This is a genomic window from Gardnerella vaginalis ATCC 14018 = JCM 11026 (assembly GCF_001042655.1).
Classification (GTDB): domain Bacteria; phylum Actinomycetota; class Actinomycetes; order Actinomycetales; family Bifidobacteriaceae; genus Bifidobacterium; species Bifidobacterium vaginale.
Map to the genome: position 1 here is coordinate 1,058,482 of NZ_AP012332.1, position 16,985 is coordinate 1,075,466.

Annotated in this window: 14 protein-coding genes and 1 pseudogene; 4 read left to right on the forward strand and 11 right to left on the reverse strand. The window is 41.3% G+C overall.

Annotated elements, in window-relative coordinates:
• Positions 1-232 precede the first annotated feature (232 nt).
• The 9 genes and pseudogenes from pyk to GAVG_RS04125 all read right to left on the reverse strand — a co-directional run bounded on the left by pyk (position 233) and on the right by GAVG_RS04125 (position 9,749).
• Positions 233-1,672: a pyruvate kinase gene (pyk, locus tag GAVG_RS04085; protein ID WP_004113139.1), complete on the reverse strand. Its 1,440-nt coding sequence runs from the start codon at positions 1,670-1,672 to the stop codon at positions 233-235.
• Positions 1,673-1,915: 243 nt separating this feature from the next.
• Complete coding sequence (gene uvrB / locus GAVG_RS04090) at positions 1,916-4,030, reverse strand: excinuclease ABC subunit UvrB (protein ID WP_009994372.1); 2,115 nt, start codon at positions 4,028-4,030, stop codon at positions 1,916-1,918.
• Between the two features lie 80 nt (positions 4,031-4,110).
• The gene (coaE, locus tag GAVG_RS04095) at positions 4,111-4,782 is read right to left on the reverse strand and encodes a dephospho-CoA kinase (RefSeq protein ID WP_004114846.1); all 672 of its coding nucleotides are present in this window, start codon (positions 4,780-4,782) and stop codon (positions 4,111-4,113) included.
• 69 nt (positions 4,783-4,851) lie between these two features.
• Positions 4,852-5,442 carry a TM2 domain-containing protein gene (locus GAVG_RS04100; RefSeq protein ID WP_009994373.1) on the reverse strand — a complete coding sequence of 197 codons (591 nt, stop codon included), beginning with the start codon at positions 5,440-5,442 and terminating at the stop codon, positions 4,852-4,854.
• A gap of 224 nt (positions 5,443-5,666) precedes the next feature.
• A pseudogene (locus GAVG_RS04105) lies at positions 5,667-5,783 on the reverse strand (dephospho-CoA kinase); the annotation flags it as partial.
• A gap of 55 nt (positions 5,784-5,838) precedes the next feature.
• Positions 5,839-6,363: a GNAT family N-acetyltransferase gene (locus GAVG_RS04110; protein WP_009994374.1), complete on the reverse strand. Its 525-nt coding sequence runs from the start codon at positions 6,361-6,363 to the stop codon at positions 5,839-5,841.
• A 286-nt stretch (positions 6,364-6,649) separates the two neighbouring features.
• A complete protein-coding gene (locus GAVG_RS04115; RefSeq protein WP_009994376.1) occupies positions 6,650-6,979 on the reverse strand; it encodes a TM2 domain-containing protein in 330 nt (109 codons plus the stop codon).
• A gap of 220 nt (positions 6,980-7,199) precedes the next feature.
• Complete coding sequence (gene rpsA, locus GAVG_RS04120; protein WP_004113153.1) at positions 7,200-8,702, reverse strand: 30S ribosomal protein S1; 1,503 nt, start codon at positions 8,700-8,702, stop codon at positions 7,200-7,202.
• Positions 8,703-8,864: 162 nt separating this feature from the next.
• Positions 8,865-9,749, reverse strand: coding sequence for a bifunctional methylenetetrahydrofolate dehydrogenase/methenyltetrahydrofolate cyclohydrolase (locus GAVG_RS04125; protein ID WP_004114841.1), 885 nt, complete (start codon positions 9,747-9,749; stop codon positions 8,865-8,867).
• A gap of 243 nt (positions 9,750-9,992) precedes the next feature.
• Between GAVG_RS04125 and GAVG_RS04130 the strand changes: the two genes are divergently transcribed.
• A complete protein-coding gene (locus tag GAVG_RS04130) occupies positions 9,993-11,066 on the forward strand; it encodes a metal ABC transporter solute-binding protein, Zn/Mn family (RefSeq protein WP_004114839.1) in 1,074 nt (357 codons plus the stop codon).
• A gap of 110 nt (positions 11,067-11,176) precedes the next feature.
• Here the strand turns inward: GAVG_RS04130 and GAVG_RS04135 are convergent, their stop codons facing one another.
• Entirely contained in the window at positions 11,177-11,773 is a 597-nt protein-coding gene (locus GAVG_RS04135; RefSeq protein WP_009994378.1) for a CarD family transcriptional regulator, read from the reverse strand.
• A gap of 146 nt (positions 11,774-11,919) precedes the next feature.
• Here GAVG_RS04135 and glgB point away from each other — a divergent pair, with 146 nt between their 5' ends.
• The 3 genes from glgB to GAVG_RS04150 are packed head-to-tail and all read left to right on the forward strand — an operon-like array spanning position 11,920 to position 16,086.
• Positions 11,920-14,193 carry a 1,4-alpha-glucan branching protein GlgB gene (glgB, locus tag GAVG_RS04140; protein ID WP_009994379.1) on the forward strand — a complete coding sequence of 758 codons (2,274 nt, stop codon included), beginning with the start codon at positions 11,920-11,922 and terminating at the stop codon, positions 14,191-14,193.
• A gap of 47 nt (positions 14,194-14,240) precedes the next feature.
• Positions 14,241-14,981, forward strand: coding sequence for a response regulator transcription factor (locus GAVG_RS04145; RefSeq protein ID WP_004113162.1), 741 nt, complete (start codon positions 14,241-14,243; stop codon positions 14,979-14,981).
• The gene (locus GAVG_RS04150; RefSeq protein WP_009994381.1) at positions 14,953-16,086 is read left to right on the forward strand and encodes a sensor histidine kinase; all 1,134 of its coding nucleotides are present in this window, start codon (positions 14,953-14,955) and stop codon (positions 16,084-16,086) included. The genes GAVG_RS04145 and GAVG_RS04150 overlap by 29 nt, the downstream gene beginning before the upstream one ends.
• A 7-nt stretch (positions 16,087-16,093) precedes the next feature.
• On the opposite strand, the gene GAVG_RS04155 is transcribed toward GAVG_RS04150, so the two are convergent.
• Positions 16,094-16,879: a ComF family protein gene (locus GAVG_RS04155; RefSeq protein WP_009994383.1), complete on the reverse strand. Its 786-nt coding sequence runs from the start codon at positions 16,877-16,879 to the stop codon at positions 16,094-16,096.
• Positions 16,880-16,985: the final 106 nt, after the last annotated feature.

Consider the following 16,985-nt stretch of genomic DNA (forward strand, 5'->3'; position numbering starts at 1 on the left):
CGATTTTGCACGATACACAAACGACACACCAAACGACACACTTAATCCTCGTAGCGTTTTCATTACTGCGTTTGTTCCCTTTTTGGCTCAAATGGTAAACAAACGCGGGAATAGACGACTTCGAGTTTAAATCGTAGCGTGAGAAATCACCAGATTCATGCTAAACGAAAACGCGCACCCAAAAGGATGCGCGTTTAAAAAAACTAACGATTAACTAGCAATCAACTAGGGATTAATCGCAAGCACCAACGGTGTGAACGTAAATAGAGTCGGTACGACCAGCCTGGCGCTCACCCTGAGCAGTGCTCAAAACAACAATCTTGTCGCCGTCTTCAACCTTACCAGCTTCACGAAGAACCTTGTCGGTGAAGATCATAAGATCGTGACGGTTCATATCGTGGTAGTCCTCGCTAATCAAGAAGCCTTCAGTGCCCCAGCTCAAAGCCAACCAGTGATAAGTGTGCTCATTGTTGGTCAAGCCGTAGATTGGAGCAGCTGGGCGTTCGCGAGAAATGCGATGCACAGTGCGACCAGTCTGAGTGTAAGCAACAATCGCCTTAGCGTTAAGCTTGTCCGCCAAGTCAACAGCTGCAGAAGAAACTGCACCCGTGCTAGACATGTCAAGCTCCACAGATGGAATGCGATCATAGCCATTTTCAGTCGCGTATTGAGAAATACGAGACATGGTCTGAACGGTAACTGCTGGATACTTGCCGACTGCGGTCTCGTTAGATGTCATAGTTGCATCGGCGCCGTCAAGAACAGCGTTAGCGCAATCAGAAGCCTCTGCACGAGTTGGAACTGGAGAGTTAACCATTGATCCAAGAACTTCAGTAGCAACGATTACTGGCTTTGCGTATTGGCGAGAAAGCTCAATGCAGCGCTTGGTAACGAGTGGAACCTGCTCAAGTGGCATCTCCACTGCCATATCTCCACGAGCAACCATAATGCCATCAAAGGTCTTAACAATCTCTTCCAAGTTTGCAACAGCCTGTGGCTTCTCAATCTTTGCAACGATTGGAATGCGGCGGCCTTCTTCGTCCATGATTTCGTGAGCGCGATCAATATCGGTAGCAAAACGCACGAACGACATTGCAATAATGTCTGCACCCGTGCGAATAGCCCAACGAAGATCAGACTCATCCTTTTCGGTCAATGCTGGAAGAGAAACGGCAACGCCTGGAAGGTTAATGCCCTTGTGGCTAGAAACTGGGCCAGCAACAACAACCTTAGTGTGTACGTCGTTGCCTTCTACCTTGGTAACCTCAAGACGAACCTTGCCATCATCAATCAAAATTGGATCGCCTGCGTGGCAATCTCCTGGCAAACCCTTGAAGGTTGTGGAAGTGCGATGCTCATCACCCTCAATATCGTCTGTGGTGATAACGAACTCTTGACCTTCTTCCAAATAAACCTTGTCTTCGCCGTCAGCGTTCTTCTTGAACCAGCCGCAACGAATCTTTGGACCCTGCAAATCAACAAGAGCAGCAACATTACGACCAGTGGTCTTTGAAGCTTCGCGCACATTGTTGTAAACGCGCAAATGATCTTCAGGAGTGCCATGCGAACGGTTTAAGCGAGCAACATCCATGCCAGCTTCAACAAGCTTGGTAATGCCCTCTAACGATTCGGTAGCTGGTCCAATAGTATCAACAATTTTGGCTTTTCTCATAATGCCTGCCTGTTTCCTTGTTTGTTTATTTTTAAATGGGAAAATACCCACTTTCCGAGTAATAGTGTACCAGCAAATTGTGACCTATAGACAAAACTCGCGCTTATTTATTTATCGCGTCTATTTATTAGGCACACTTATCACTTAGCAACACTCATTTATTAAAGCACGATTACCTTGTGACTAGTCACGATTAATCACTACTAGCTTATTTATACGCGATTAACTCACGATTAATCATACTCACTTATTAGCCTCATCCATTTGACGCAATTCTTTCTTTAGATCGCGTATTTCGTCACGCAATCGCGCTGCAAGCTCGAATTGCAACTGTTCTGCAGCAACATGCATCTGCTCGCTCAAATTCTTAATCAAAGACATAATATCGTCTTGCGGCAACTCAGAAATATTCGCCATACGCTTTTCTTTACTTTGCTGCCCAAGATTTGGCTCTTTTGGCACGCCATAATGCGAGTTCCCAGCCTTATTAGCATTCCTGTAACCGCCTACTAGCAAAGTTTGAGTATCAACATCCTCTTTAGCAAGCATATCGTTCACATCGCTAATCTTCTTTCGCAAAGGCTTAGGGTCAATTCCATGCGCCTTGTTATACGCGATTTGCTTTTCGCGACGCCTCTCCGTCTCACTAATCGCCTTGCTCATAGCATCCGTAACGCTATCTGCATACATAAGCACAGTTCCAGAAACGTTACGAGCAGCGCGTCCAATCGTCTGAATAAGCGAGCGGTAAGATCTTAAGAAGCCTTCTTTATCTGCATCTAAAATCGCAACAAGCGAAACTTCCGGCAGATCCAAGCCTTCACGAAGCAAATTAATGCCAACAATCACATCAATTTTTCCTTCGCGAAGCTCGCGCAAAAGCTCCACTCTGCGCAAAGTATCAACATCCGAATGCAAGTACTCAACTTTAATACCAAGCTCCAAAAAGTAATCAGTTAAGTCTTCCGCCATTTTCTTAGTAAGCGTAGTAACAAGCACGCGCTCATCTTTTGCAACACGCGCCTTGATTTCCGCAAGCAAATCATCAACCTGCCCTTCCACAGGTCGAACCTCAATCTTAGGGTCAAGCAAGCCAGTTGGGCGAATAATCTGCTCAACTACGCCATCCGAAAGCCCCAACTCGTAATCTCCAGGTGTTGCCGAAAGATACACAGTTTGACCAACATGCTCCAAAAATTCTTTCCACTTTAACGGGCGATTATCCATTGCAGAAGGCAGTCTAAAACCATGCTCCACAAGCGTTCTTTTGCGCGAAGCATCGCCTTCATACATAGCTCCGATTTGCGGCACAGTTACATGCGACTCGTCCAAAACCAGCAAAAAGTCGTCTGGGAAAAAGTCAAGCAAAGTATGCGGAGGCGTGCCTGCAGCGCGACCGTCAAAATGCCTCGAATAATTTTCCACTCCTGGACATACTCCAACTTGGCGAAGCATCTCCAAATCATACGTAGTTCGCATTTCCAAACGCTGAGCTTCCAGCAATTTATTCTGCTTTTTAAGCTGCGCAACTCTTTCGTCACGCTCTTTTTCAATCGCCTCCAGCGCGCGCTCCATGCGCTCAGGCCCTGCAATGTAGTGAGATGCAGGGAAAATATGAACACTACTCTCTTGGCGAATCACTTCCCCAGTAAGCGGATGCAACATTGTAATTCTGTCGATTTCGTCACCAAAGAACTCAATTCGCACAGCTAATTCTTCGTAAACTGGAATAATCTCAACCGTATCTCCACGCACTCTAAAAGTTCCACGCGTAAAAGCAATGTCATTGCGCTTGTATTGCATGTTCACAAATTGACGCAATAAATCGTCTCGCTCAAGCTGCTCCCCAACACTCAGCATAAGCATTCGCTCGGCATACTCCTCTGGGGTACCGAGTCCATAAATGCAAGAAACGGTAGCTACAACAACGCAATCTCTACGCGTAAGCAAATTCGCTGTAGCTGCGTGACGAAGACGCTCAACATCGTCGTTAATATTCGAATCTTTTTCAATATACGTATCTGTTTGCGGAATATACGCTTCCGGCTGATAGTAATCGTAGTAAGACACAAAATAGCTCACAGCATTATCTGGCATAAGCTCGCGAAACTCCGCGCAAAGTTGAGCCGCCAAAGTTTTATTCGGCTCAATAATAAGAGTCGGTCGTTGCAAACGCTCAATTAGCCAAGCGGTTGTAGCAGTTTTACCAGTTCCAGTAGCACCCATTAAAACAACATCGTTTTCGCCGTTTTCAATGCGATTAGCCAGCTCTTCGATTGCTTGCGGCTGATCGCCAGAAGGATTGTATGGCGCTTTTACTACAAAAGGCTTGTTTGTGCGCTGAATTTTATTCGACATTATTTTTCTCCAAGAGCATTTTATTTATTTTACTAAAACCCAACAATCGCGCGGTTGCTTGCGATTTTTCCTTTGAGTCTCTAATGCTCCTTACCCATCCACGTTTTAATTTTTGAATCAACGCTTTTAAGCATAACTTCCATAGGCTTTGTAGAATCAACTACAAAATCAGCGATTTTCCTTCGCGCAATCTCTTCAACTTGATTATTTATGCGCTGCTCCGCCTGATTCTTACTCATTTTGCGCTCGTTTATCATTCGCGCAATGCGAACATCTTTAGGCGCTTCAACTGTAATAATATGATCAAAACTAAATGGAATGCTGTCAATTACTTGCGCAAGCAGCGGAATATCGTGCACAATAATTGAGCTTAAAGATGCGCGTTCACAGCAATCTTCTTTAGAAATTTTCCTAGAATACTCGCTTATATACTCACCTTCTAAAGTCTTCGCTAAATCATAAATAGCAGGATGAATAAGTGATTCAATCTTACTTAACGCTTGCTTATGATTTACATCATCCCCAAAAACACGCTTTGCAATAAACTCGCGATTTAAAGAACCATCATTCTTAACGGCATTTTCCCCAAAAATGCTTACGATTCCCCGCAACACTGCGCTTCCCGGTTCCACTACTTTACGCGCTAAAACATCGTAATCTATAACAAACGCGCCAAACGAACGCAAATGATTTACTACTGTAGATTTTCCAGCAGCGATTCCGCCCGTTACCGCAATCCGCATCATTGTCATACATAAATTATAAGTAATGCCCCAGTAACTAATTACCGGGGCATTATACGCTAAATAATAATTGTAAAATTAGTCTTGAAGTTCAGCTCCATCGGCATCCTTATGCCACTTAGAACCAGGCTGAGAGCAAAGAATGCAAATTCCTTCAATAAATGCCCAAATTCCAGAAACAAAAGCCAGCAAGCCGAAAGAAAGAATAGAAATAAGCAGCTGAGCAACAGCCTTGCCTTTAAAACCAAGATAGAAATTGTGCACACCCAAAGCACCCAAGAAAATCGCTAACAGGCCTGCAGCAATCTTGTTACGAGAGCTTCTGTATGCGTTTAATGAATAATTAGACCCATAGTTAGAGTATGAAGATGCTTGATTGTACTGAGGAGTAGACTGAGAGTACTGACCATATTGCGGCTGAGCATATGAATTCTGATTATACTGAGTCTGACCATACTGAGGCTGAGCATTGCACTGAGGCTGAGCATTGTATTGCGGCTGAGCATTGTACTGAGTTTGAGCACCATACTGGGATTGGTTGTTATATTGTGGCTGAGCCTGGTTATACTGCTGGGACTGATCATTGTACTGTGGCTGTCCGTACTGAGTCTGTCCGTCAGAGCCGGAGTAATCTCCAGTTTGCTTATCTAAATCACTCACAATAATCACACTTTCTCTCGTAAGAAATTTATTTTCTTAAAAACTGTATAATAAAAAATTAATAAATCAAAGCGTTATTACTAAAGATATTAAAAGATGCCCCGATGATTACTCACCGAGGGCATCTTATTTATAAGATTTTAGTAGAAAACTACTTCTTTTCGCTCAAAAGCTGTTCGCGCAAAGCTGCGAGCTGATCGGAATCAGCTAAAGCACCTTCGGTAGAAACCTCATTCACGCGCTAAAACATCGTAATCTATAACAAACGCGCCAAACGAACGCAAATGATTTACTACTGTAGATTTTCCAGCTGCAATTCCGCCCGTTACCGCAATCCGCATCATTGTCATATTTTGATTATAAACGATACATTTCTCACAATAGCGTAAATTTTCATTGACCCTACTAAAACTTCTTATATAGTACGCAGTAAATAGGCCCGTAATAGGATTTCCAATTATCGGTTAATAAACTGTATCCAAGCTTGTTATAAAAATCTAAGGCAACAGCATTGTCATCTTTTTTTGTAGATAAAATTATTGTTTTATATAATTCAAGATTTTCGACTTTCTTCATAAGCGCACTGCCCACACCTAAATGTTGAAATTCGGTGTCTACAAACAACTCATTTAGCTCTAAGCTTTGATTGAACCAATCATAATTTTCTGATAAAAATGGCTTAATTTGATGCGCATACCAATTATCTTGTAATAATTCTATGCCATATAAAACACCGATAATACGATTATTCATCGTAGCAACAAGTAAAAGCGCACTATTGTTATATCTCAAACTATCTAATATGCGTTCACGAACATTATCTATACGATCTAGTTCTTTAGGGAATGCTTTTAGATATAAATCTAAAATTATATTCATATTATCTTTGGCTTCTAAATAATCTAATTTTTTAATTTCAATATTCTTCATAAAAACCCTTTATACAAGCTACTATCCGTATTACAACACAACATATTTAATCGACATATGCATATTTGATTTTACATAACCATCGTTATATAAGTACTAATTATCTCTGCAGCATTAATGAAATTAAAAAATATGCAATATTAAAGAATAAGTATATTTGCTATATTATTCATTTGTTCTAATGTTTTAGGCATAAAAAATAAAAGATGCGTTTTGGAAATTGAATTCTAAAACGCATCTTTTATTTGTAAAATTACTTATAAATCTTAATACTAAATATTTATTTTTAGTCTTTTAACTCAGCACCATCAGCATCTTTGTGCCACTTACTTCCAGGCTTTGAGCAAAGAATCAAAATACCCTCAACCAATGCCCATATTCCCGTAATAATCAACAGGAAACCAAAAGAAAGAACAGAAATAAGCAGCTGTGCAATCGCCTTTCCTTTAAAACCAAGATAAAAATTGTGCACACCTAAAAATCCTAAGAAAATCGCTAGCAAACCTGCAACAATTTTATTGCGCGAGCTTACTAAAGTTGCTTTAGCGTTTTCCTCATTATTACCATCATACGAAGGGAACTGAGGATTTTTCTGATTGTTATCAAACGTGCTCATAATCTTCACCAATCCTTTTAAGAATTATGATTAATGTTTAAAAGCATCATATAATCATTATTCTTAAAAGAAAATTAATTGTACCTATATTTAATTACAAAACTTGAGTCACAAAAATACTCGTAAAACATACTCAAAATAGTAGCCAAACATAAACAAAATTGCCCCGATGGTAACTCATCAGGGCAATTGTTAATAAACTTCTAGTAGAAAGTAGAAACTACTTCTTTTCGCTCAAAAGCTGTTCGCGCAAAGCTGCGAGCTGATCGGAATCAGCTAAAGCACCTTCGCTAGCTGCTTCAGAAGAATAGTTGGAAGCAACTTCTTCCTTCTTTTCTTCCTTAGCTGGCTTCTTTTCAGCTTCTTCGTTCTGACCATCAGCGGCTGCGGATTCTGCTGCAGCTGCGAGTTCCTTAGCGGCAAACACCTTGTGCTGCTCCCACAATTCGTGAGCTGCTGCATACTGTGCTTCCCACTCTTCGCGCTGCTGCTCGTAACCAGCAATCCACTCGTTAGTGTTTGGATCGAAGCCTTCTGGGTACTTGTAGTTTCCTTCTTCGTCATACTCAGCTGGCATGCCGTAGAGAGCTGGATCGAAATCTTCAGAATTTGGATCAACAGCCTCGTTAGCCTGCTTCAAGGAGAGCGAGATACGACGACGATCGAGGTCTACGTCAATAACCTTAACGAATACTTCTTCGCCACCCTTAACAACAGTTTCTGGGTTCTCTACATGACGGTTAGCAAGCTCGGAAATGTGAACCAAGCCTTCGATGCCGTCTTCAACGGAGATGAACACACCGAACTGAACAATCTTGGTGACCTTACCCTTAACAACCTGTCCAGGAACATGGGTACGAGCGAAGCGCTGCCATGGATCTTCCTGAGTTGCCTTAAGGGAGAGGGAGATGCGTTCGCGATCGAGATCAACGTCGAGAACCTCAACAGTGACCTTATCGCCAACCTTAACAACCTCGGATGGGTGATCGATATGCTTCCAAGAAAGCTCGGAAACGTGAATGAGACCGTCAACACCGCCGAGATCAACGAATGCGCCGAAGTTCACGATAGAAGACACAACGCCTTCACGAATCTGACCCTTCTTAAGCTGCGAAAGGAAGGTCTCGCGAACTTCGGACTGGGTTTCCTCGAGGAATTGACGACGAGAAAGTACAACATTGTTGCGATTCTTATCGAGCTCAAGAATCTTAGCCTTAATCTTCTGACCAATGTATGGGGAAAGATCGCGAACGCGACGCATTTCAACGAGAGAAGCTGGCAAGAAGCCGCGCAAACCGATGTCTACAATCAAGCCGCCCTTAACAGCCTCAATAACGGTACCTTCAACAATGCCGTCTGCATCCTTGATCTTCTCAATATCACCCCAAGCACGCTCATACTGTGCACGCTTCTTGGAGAGAATAAGACGTCCTTCCTTGTCTTCCTTAGTTACAACAAGGGCTTCGATGGTGTCGCCAACTTCAACAACATCATCTGGATCAACGTCTTTCTTGATGGAAAGTTCACGGGAAGGGATTACACCTTCAGTTTTGTAGCCGATGTCCAACAATACTTCGTCGTGATCAATCTTTACGACTGTACCTTCAACTAAATCACCATCGTCAAAATTCTTGATGGTTGAATCGACTGCCTTGATGAAGTCTTCTTCGGTGCCAATATCATTAATCGCAACCTTGGCGACTTCGTTATTATTCTCTGCCATTACTTATTAGTGGTTTCTTCTTGGGGTGGATATTACTCGATATTAAATTATGACTTTTGCACGCGCACTATGCACGCACTCTGTCAATGTTATATATAGGCATAGCCAAAATCGCCGTTTTACTTCGGGCGTGTCGCGCTACTTGATATTTGCTACTTAACACTACTCGCCGCTTGCTGCTCGCTCAGCCATGTCAACAACATTAGCCAATAGCATTGCGCGAGTCATTGGACCCACTCCACCAGGATTTGGCGAATACGCTCCCGCGACTTCTCTACAAGCAACATCAACATCGCCTTTTACACGATACCTTCCCACTTCTTCATCAAAAACGCGCGATACACCAACATCAACCAACACACATCCAGGCTTAACATCGCAAGGCTTTACAAATCCAGCGCTGCCCATTGCCGCAATAATAACGTCAGATCGCATCATAATATCATGCAAATCGCGCGTGCGCGTGTGGCATAATGTTACAGTTGCATCTACTCCCCTGCGCGTAAGAAGCAGCCCGATTGTTCGTCCAACAGTAATTCCTCGTCCAAGTACGCACACATTTTTGCCTTCAAGATCAATGTTATAAGCATCTAGCAGTGCCAAAATTCCTCGCGGCGTGCATGGAAGAGGTGTAACAATATCTCCCGAAATATGCATAACCAGCTCGCCTAAATTGTACGGATGCATTCCGTCGCAATCTTTTGCAGGGTCTATTGCCTCAATAATCTTCTTAGAATCCACGCCTTTTGGCAAAGGTAATTGCACTATAAAACCTGTGCAGGAAGGGTCATTATTTAATTTTTCGACAGCAGTAAGAATTTCGTATTCGCTAGCGTCTTCTGGCAAATCGCATCGAATTGAGCGAATCCCCACTTCTTCGCAATCCTTGTGTTTTCCAGCAACATACTTCAACGAACCAGGGTCGCTTCCAACTAAAAGCGTTCCAAGCCCTGGATTAATGCCCTTTTCTTTAAGCTTTTCTACTCTATTTTTTAAGTCGCTTTTAATACTTGCAGCTAGCGCTTTCCCATCTAATACAACAACCATGATTCACTTCCCAGCTCGCATGTTAATTCTTATGTTCAACTTACAAATCATCTAATACAATTCGTACACGTAGTATATTCGTATGGATAGGCTATCGTGAGGTATAGAGGTGCGCGACACAACTACTAATAACAGGATATTAATAATAGAATGGTATTTATTATTAGTAATACAACTTATTAGCTGTACCACAGCAGTACCACACTTTTGTACGTGCACGCTGTTTACGGAAGGGGCGCAAAGATGTGTGAAAATACTTTTCATTTAAGTCGCGCAAAGAAAATATGCAAAGCGATTTTAGCTTGCGCAATTGTGCCATCAATGTTGATTGGCATGGCTGGGTGCGGTGCAAATTCACAATCTTCTGAAAAAACAACACATACAAAAAAAGAAATTAAACAAATTAAAGTTGTTTCCACACTTGAATCTTGGGCAAGCTTAGCCAGAGAGATCGGAGGCAACGATGTTGTTGTTAAGTCAATAATAAACAAGCCAGATGTTGATTCCTCCTCATTTAAACCATCCAGTAAGGATTTGCAAAAACTTTATGATGCACAAGTTGTGATTTCTAACGGGGCTGGATATGACAGTTGGATTGCAAAATACTTATCTAAAAAGAGCGAAACAGTAAATGCTGCTTCTACAGTTGGCGCTTTAAATGGTGATAATCCTTACTTATGGTTGTCCAAAGATGCGAGAAGTGCTATGGCGTCTAATATTTGCGACGTTTTCTCTAAGATTCTTCCGTCAAAGAAGAAGATTTTTACTAAAAGACTTAATACTGTTAAATCTCAAGAAAAGAATCTTGACGAATATATTGAAAAGTTTGGTAAAGATCACAAAAACTTAAAGTATGCGTCAACTAATCCTATTCTTTTCTGGCTTATGTCAGATATGAATATAGAGGATTCTACTCCTAAAGAATATGCTACTCAGGCTGCTCAAGACGATGCTATTGATAAGACTAATGTGGACAAATTCCAGAAATTAATAGAAGAAAGAAAATTTGACGTAATAATCAACAACAGTCAACGCAATAATACTGACATAAGCATTTTGACTGGAACAGCTGGAAGAAGCTACACGTCTGTAATGTGGGTTAACGAGCTCATGCCAACGTATGCAACCGATTTAAGAAAATGGGTTATGAAAATTTGCGAAGACATTGACAATGCCGGTAAAGCTACGATTAACATGAGAAAAGAGTTGGGAAAGCACGAAGCCTCTCAGCAAAATAAGCCTATTACAGAAAAGCCTACAGTTTCTAAGCCAGATCCAAGTAGGTCTAACAAAGGTCAGCAGGATCCTGGAAAGTAAATCTGAAAAATAAAAATAAGTAGAAGATATAGGAAGATATAAAAAAATATAAATAAAGAATAAAATTCACCTCCTAAATTTTTATAACTTAGGAGGTGAATTTTTATGTCCTACTTCTTTTTAGATTTTTTAGACCTCTCGGCAAGCAATCTAAGAGTATCTGCAGCAGCTTCTTCTGGAGCTTGAGTATGGTGTTGCTCATCTCCAGGCAGAGGATCAGCATATCCAAGATTCACATTTAACAAGCGCTCTGCCTGCTCTTCGTCAATCTTTTCAGATAATGCAATTTCCGAAATAAGAATACTGCGAGCGCGAGCAAGCATACGCTTTTCTCCTGCAGACAAACCATGTTCGTCTACATCTCGCTGTGATAAATCTCGAACAACTTCTGCAATCTTGTTAACATCGCCAGTAGCGATTTTCTCAACATTAAGCTTGTATCTACGAGACCAATTCATTTCTTTTTCGAGAATAGGAGTGCGTAAAATTTCAAAAACTTTAGCAACTTCTTTTGCGCCTACAATATCTCGAACGCCAACTTTTTTGACATTGTCTACTGGGACATTAATCTCTAAACCATCTGAAGACAATACAACTAAGCGTAAGTATTGCCTAGTAATACCTTTGACAGTGCGTTCACTAATTTCCTCGACTCGAGCCGCACCATGACGAGGATAGACGACCATATCGCCGACTTGATAACCCACAGAACCCTCCGTATGCACAGAAAAACTCATTTCAGTTTTCCATAAGGCAAAGACTTGAGGCTCGAAAAGATATTTTTTTGACTGATTAGTCAAACTTTGCTCAAAACACACAAGACATACGCAAATAATGTTGTATGATAGACAACATGAGTACAGTATCTAACATCAATGAAGATGCAATCGCAATGGCTGTCCGTCAGGACGTGCTTGCTGCGGTCAGCAACGCAGAATACTACAATCCACACGAGGTCCTTGGTGGACATCTCGGAACTGGCAAAGGCGCTGGTACTGCCACGGTTCGCGTATTGCGACCAATGGCCAAGAAGGTAACAATTCTTACTAAGGGCGGAGAATACGAAGCCAAACACGAATACAACGGTATTTTTACTGCTGTTGTTCCTGCCACAAAGCATTCTAAGAGCAAAGAGTGGTCTGTTCCTAGCTATCGTATCCGCACTGTGGAAGTGAATGGAACCGAGTCTGTAGATGATGATCCGTACCGTTACTTGCCTCAGATTGGCGATATGGACATGTATCTGTTTGGCGAAGGCAGACACGAAAGACTTTGGGAAGCACTGGGTGCTCATGTTAAAAGCATTACCGATTCTTGGGGTCTTGTTAGCCCAGAAACAGGAAAGATGGTTAAAAAAGTTACTGGAACTGCTTTTACGGTGTGGGCGCCAAACGCACGCGCTGTAAGAGTTGTTGGCAACTTTAACTATTGGAATGGTCGCCGCCACGCAATGCGTTCTCTTGGATCTAGCGGTATTTGGGAGCTTTTCATTCCAGGAGTAGGTGCAGGCGAAGTTTATAAGTTTGAGATTATGACTCAAGCTGGAAACTGGATTATGAAGGCAGATCCTATGGAGCGCTCTCATGAGCTTCCACCTAATACTGGATCTGTTGTTGTTGATTCCGAATTTAAATGGCACGATAGCGAATGGCTTGAACATCGCGCAAAGACTAATGCTCACGATGGTCCTGTAAGCATCTACGAAGTTCAGGCAAATAGCTGGAATCGCGATTACGATAATTATCGCGAACTTGCAGATCACCTGGTTGATTACGTTCAGCAAGAAGGCTTTACTCACGTTGAGTTTATGCCTCTTACCCAATACCCGTTCTCAGGTTCTTGGGGTTATCAGGTGACTGGTTATTACGCTGTTGACTCTAGGCTTGGAAGCCCAGACGACTTTAAGTACTTAGTAAACAAGCTCCACAAGGCTGGCATTGGTGTGATTATGGATTGGGTTCCAGCACACTTCCCTAAGGATGACTTTGCTTTGGGTAGATTCGACGGCACCGCGCTTTATGAAGACCCTGATCCTCTTCGCGGCGAGCACCCAGATTGGGGAACGTACATATTTAACTTTGGCAGACACGAGGTTCGTAACTTCTTGGTTGCTAACGCCTGCTTCTGGCTTAGCGAGTATCACGTTGATGCTTTGCGTGTAGACGCTGTGTCTTCTATGCTCTACTTGGATTACAGCCGTGAAGCTGGCCAATGGCGTCCAAACATGTATGGCGGACGCGAAAACCTTGAGGCTATTGACTTTATTAAGGAAGCAAACGCTACTGCATACAAGAATAATCCTGGAATTATGATGATTGCAGAAGAGTCCACTGCATATCAAGGCGTTACTGCTCCTACAGACATGGGCGGCTTAGGCTTTGGCTTAAAGTGGAACATGGGCTGGATGCACGACACTTTGCAATACCTTAAGGAAGAGCCAATTAATCGCCGTTGGCATCACAACGAAATCACATTCTCTATGGTTTACGCATATTCCGAACATTATGTGTTGCCTTTGAGTCACGATGAAGTTGTGTATGGCAAGGGATCTCTTCTTGGAAAGATGCCTGGAGACGAGTGGCAGCAATTTGCTGGTCTTCGTGCGCTTTTGGCATATCAGTGGTCTCACCCAGGAAAGAACCTCCTGTTTATGGGTGGAGAAATCGGCCAGTCTTGCGAATGGAACTTCAACAATTCGCTTAATTGGCATGAGCTTCAATGGCCGTTCCATCAAGGTGTACAAAAGTTGGTAGCAGATCTTAACGCTTTGTATAAGAGTTCTAGAGCATTTTGGAGCCAAGACTTTACGCCAGACGGATTCCAGTGGCTTACTAGCGACGATTCTGATCACAATACTTTAAGCTACATTCGTATTGGTGATAACGGTGAAGAAATTGTTGTGGTTGTTAACTTCTCTGGTCAGGCTTGGCAAGATTACCAAGTGGCATTGCCTAAGGGTGGTCAATGGGAAGAAGTTCTTACAACAGACGACGCTAAGTATTGTGGTTCTGATATTCACAATGGCACATTCACAGCCGCTGCTGAAGAGTATCATTCAAGACCATATTCTGCAAGGATTACTGTTCCAGCGCTTGGAGCTGTATTCCTTAAGCCAGTCAGCAAGTAGTTAGTTGATAATTAATAACTTAAGTTAGGAATCTGAATTAGGTTAAAATGTTGGACACTCCATCAGAAAAAGGTGTTCCTCGAACAATTCTTGTTGTAGAGGATGAGCCAGATTTAGCCACAGCTATTGCGCAACGTATTGTTGCCAGAGGTTGGAAGGCTAGAGTTGTTTCTGATGGAGTGTCTGCTGTTAAAGCTGCTTTAACCTTAAAGCCTGATCTTATAATTATGGACGTCATGCTTCCTGTTATGGACGGCATTGAGGCGACTCGCAGAATAGTATCTAGATACCCTATTCCTGTGCTGATGCTTACAGCTAGAGATGCTGAGTCGGATAAACTGGCTGGATTAAGCGCTGGAGCAGACGATTATGTTACTAAACCGTTTTCTCCTAGAGAACTTATCGCAAGATGTGCTGCTATTTTGAGGAGAGTTGAAAGAGCTACTTTAATCGCAAATAGAGCGCAATATAACGCTCTATTTAAGTTTGGAGATTTGATTATTGACCCTAGACAGAGGCTTGTTACTCTTAACGGTAAAGAAATTCATTTTACTCCTACTGAATTTTCTTTATTGACTACTTTTGCAAAGCATCCTCATGATGTTTTAAAACGAGAAACACTTTTAGAAGAAGTCTGGGATTGGCCAGATGCTTCTGGAACTAGAACTGTTGATTCACATGTTAAATCTTTAAGACATAAAATTGGTTCTTCTTGGATTCGCACAATACATGGAATAGGTTATGCTTTTGAGCCACCTGATGAAGATTATGACCAAATATTTAACTAGAAATAATAAAAATAACAATAACAATTCTGTTGATAAAGTAGGTAAAGTCGATTCTTTTTCTGAGGTCACTTTGCAATCTGCTTTGCATCCTAATCGTTTTATAGGGTTTTTTGCGTCTTTAAAAGGTGAATTATCTGCGATTATTGTTGTTGCAACAGCTATAGCATTTGTAATGGCTTGGTTTCTTTTAAAAGTTGGGTTAAGCGGATGGATTGCAATGCCTATAACGCTAGCTGTAGCGCTAGGTATAACTTACGCATTTTCCAGAGGATTAACTGCTCCGCTTAGACAAATGCGAGATGCTTCTGAAGCAATGGCAGATGGCGATTATTCCGTGCGAGTTCAGATTGAGAATAGAAAAGACGAGGTTGGAAAATTAACTCTAGCTTTTAACGAAATGGCTGAAGAACTAGAGCATGCTGATAACATGAGGCGTGATCTTATAGCTAATGTAAGCCACGAGCTTAGAACACCTGTTAGTGCATTACAAGCTATGGTAGAAAATCTTGCTGATGGAGTTGTAGAGCCAACACCGTCGAATATGGAGGCTATTCTAAATCAGATTCACAAGTTGGCTGATTTAATCACTTTTCTACTCGATTTATCTAGAGTAGAAGCTGGTGCAGAAAGTCTTGTTATTACAGAGTTCGATTTTAAAGATTTTCTTAACAGTATTGTCGAACCTATAGAAATAGCGGATGCTGGGCATAATCATCATATAAGTCTTAATGTCGAAAATGATATTACGCTTGTTGGGGACAAAAATCGCCTATCGCAATTGTTTACTAATGTGGTTTCTAATTCTATTAAACATTCTGCAGACAATACTAAGATTCTTATAACAGCAAAATCGAATCATGAGAAGAATACTCTAGTTTGTAACGTTATTAATTTTGGAAACCAGATTCCTGAGGAGGATAGGGCTGATATTTTCCGAAAATTTGTTAAGGGAAGCCAAGGTATTGGAACTGAGTCTGGTGGCACAGGATTGGGTTTGTCTATTGCAAGATGGGCTGCACAATTGCATAACGGTACTGTAAAAGTTGTTGATGATAAGCGTGGAGCTAATTTTGAGATTACACTACCGCTTACGTATAACAAATAACGAGTTATTATAATCCGTATAAAACACTTTCCTTTGACCATACTCCTGCTATAGCAAAACACGCGAAAACTGTTATACCACAATCTTTTAATGCTTCAACACAATTTTTCATCGTAGATCCTGTAGTGATAATGTCGTCTAAAAGTATTACTTTGCATCCTTTTGGCACTATTCTTGTGTCTACTAAAAACCCTTTTGTGGTTCGCAAAGATCGTCCCCTACTTCCTTTAACTTGAACTGATTTTACTTTTATTTTGCCCATTTTGATTGCTTTTACAACCCGTGCATTAATACCATATTCTTTAAGATTTTTAGAAACGTATTTAGCAATAGGATCCATGTGTTTTCTTCCGCGTTTTCTTTGCGATTTAGAAGACGATGGAATTGGTACGATAATAAGATTTTCAATAATATTTTCATCGGTATTTTTGCAATTACTTTCATAACTATTTTTATAATCACTAATAACTTTGATTATCAATTGAGAAACCAAATATGAAAAAGGCTTATCGAGAAGTTGATTACTATGATCCTTCCAACACAACAAAGATTTCCTTACAAAACCTACATAAGTTGAGCACGAATAAATATTTCCGCACATTACGCTTATCAAAGGATCCTTATGCCATTCTTTAAACATACTCGTGCAATCATCGCACAAAACGCAATCAGGAAGATCACATCCTGCGCAGCCAACTGGAAGAATAAGATTAACCATGGTTTTAAAAACAATCGTCCAAGAAATGTTAAGGATAAGCCCATTTATTTTATGAGTTAGATTTTTTAAAAGCATAAATCGACGATAAATATTACAAAATGTAATTGCAATAAAATTAAGTCAATGTGGTTAAAGGCTATTTTAAAATTTGAAAATATTTATGGAATTAGAAAATTGTCTA